The sequence below is a fragment of the Okeania sp. SIO2B9 genome (assembly GCF_010672505.1).
GTDB classification, from domain to species: Bacteria; Cyanobacteriota; Cyanobacteriia; order Cyanobacteriales; family Microcoleaceae; genus Okeania; species Okeania hirsuta.
In genome coordinates, this window is record NZ_JAAHGK010001187.1 from 1 (window position 1) to 2378 (window position 2378).

At 35.0% G+C, this 2378-nt stretch carries 1 protein-coding gene and 1 pseudogene; both read right to left on the bottom strand.

Going from position 1 to position 2378, the window contains the following annotated elements; genetic code table 11:
• Window positions 1–915: lipopolysaccharide assembly protein LapB (locus F6K13_RS28755; protein ID WP_287289253.1), on the bottom strand; the 915-nt coding region annotated here is incomplete at its 3' end.
• Between the two features lie 946 nt (window positions 916–1861).
• Window positions 1862–2260, bottom strand: a pseudogene (locus F6K13_RS28760) (tetratricopeptide repeat protein); the annotation flags it as partial.
• Window positions 2261–2378 lie beyond the last annotated feature (118 nt).

Below are 2378 nucleotides of genomic sequence, written 5' to 3' on the forward strand. Positions count from 1 at the left end.
AATTGCTTCATCCCATCGTTTTTGCTTAATATAAATATTACCTAAGCTGTAGTAAGACCAAAAAAAATTAGGGTTGATTTCTAGAGATTTTTGGTAACAGGCGATCGCTTGCTCTAGCTCTCCTTTTTCTTGAAAGACATCTCCTAATTTTTTGTGGAATAAATGATTTTCTGGTTTGAGTTTGATCGCACTAAGATAGGCGGAGTGAGCTAAATCATATTCTTTTTTTTCTTGGAAAACTTTCCCTAGTAAGTAGTAAAGTCTAGGATTTTTAGGAGCTAATTTTATTCCTTGGTTTAAAGTTATTAAGGCATCTTCTAACTCGCCCTTTTGACTCAGAATTTCTCCTAAATGTTGATATGCTGCGGATAAATTTGGGTTGATTTTAATAGCATGACGGTAACAGTTAATTGCTGCCTCTATTTTATCTAACTCTAAAAGTTTATTTCCTAAATTTAGATGTTCTGTGGCTGTCAATGATTCTGGTTCTAGAATAACTGCTTGATAATTACATTCTGTGACTAATTTTTCTTGACCAATGCTATGCCAGACTTTAGCTAAATTTCGATAAACTCCTGCTAAATTTGGTTGAATTTTGAGGGCTTTTTCGTAAGCTGAAATTGCTGGTTCCCATTGCTGTTGTTTGGCATACATACTACCCAGGTTTGCATGAGCTTCAGCAAAATTAGGTAGTATTTGAATAGCCTTATTGTAGTAATTTTTGGCTGCTTCTATGTCACCTTGTGCTTGAAAAATATCTCCCATAGTTTTACAAGCTGGTGCAAATTCTGGTTGGCTATTTAATGCTTTAACACAAGCTGCATAAGCCTCATTTAACTTTCCTTCGGCCAAATGAGATGCTGCTATTTGATTAAAATTAATTGTTAGTTTTTTTGTCTTTTCATTATTAGACATACAGCAGTTTTCCAGTTGATAAGGTATAAAGTTTTATGCTTTAGGGAATAGGTAATAGGGAATAGGGAATAGGGAATAGGGAATAGGGAATAGGGAATAGGGAATAGAGAATAGGGAATAGGGAATAGGCAACAGGCAACAGGCAACAGGCAACAGGCAACAGGGAATGAATAAAAATTATAGATTAGTCTCAAACTGTACCTCACACTTCCTAAAATTTGCTGTATTTCAATAAGTTATATCAGGTCTCATTAAATTAGACATAATAAAAATACTTTTCTTGATTGTTTTGAGAATGTCTGAAATTTCCCACCATTCCCTACCGCTTACCCCCTACTCCCTTTTCAATAATACCAATTACTATGTATTAATGCTTCACTTAGATACCACTTCAATTATTAAATAATTAACGTGAACCAAATCACTTTTTTAATTATTAGCACGCTGGTTAGCATTAATTAGGGCTTGCTGATTAACTATCAAAGCATTGACATATAAAAGTTTCAGCCTTCTTAGGTTGAAAAAAGTGCCAGCTTTTCGGCCAAGAAAGCTCAAAAAGTTAGCATTTTGTGCAGACAAGGACAGAAAAATTAAGGGACAATTCTTCCAACTACATCCTCTGTAATTCCTATTTCTCCTGACTCGGTCCTCCTGACTCAGTCCTCCTGACTCGGTCCCTCACCCATAAGACTTTTTCAGCAAACCCTAATTATTATTATATTTACCGAATAATTAAGGTTTAAAGCCTCTCCTTTAAAGGAGAAACAAGCGGTCGTTAGCGCAGCTTTCCGAAGGGTGGGATGGTGAGGAGACCTCGCCATATCCAATCGACCAAGAGAAGCAAAAATTTTTCTTTAAGTCAATCCTCTTCTTTTCAAGGAAAGGAGAGGTAATTGTTAATAATTAATAATTAATTATTAATTATTAATTGTTGAATACTCCCCTACTACCCTACTTCAGATGGTAATTGATATTGATATCTACATTTTTCTGCTGCAGAGCGATCGCCTAACTGTTCAAAAATATAGGCTATTTTTTCGTAAGCTTTATGGTAGTCTGGTTTAATTTGTATTGCTTTTTTCAAACATTCAATAGCATCAGACCAATTTTCTTGTTGGATATATGTTTTTCCTAATGATGTATATAACCAGCAAGAATTAGGATTAAGTTCAATAGCTGTTTGATAATTAATGATTGCCTCATCTAGTTGTCCTAGTTGTTGTAAAGCATCTGCTAATTTACGATAAAATAAATAGTTATCTACTTTTAATTCTATAGCTCGACGATAAGCTGGAATTGCTAACTGCAATTTTTTTTGTTTACTTAGCGCTTCGCCCATTTTATAGTGAAGTCTAGCTTAATCCTAATTTAGCTAGACTTCACTATGCGCACGCACCCAGAAACTGGGAGGAAGGCGCTTTACATAAACACTAACCATACAAAGCACTTTCAGGGGTGGACGG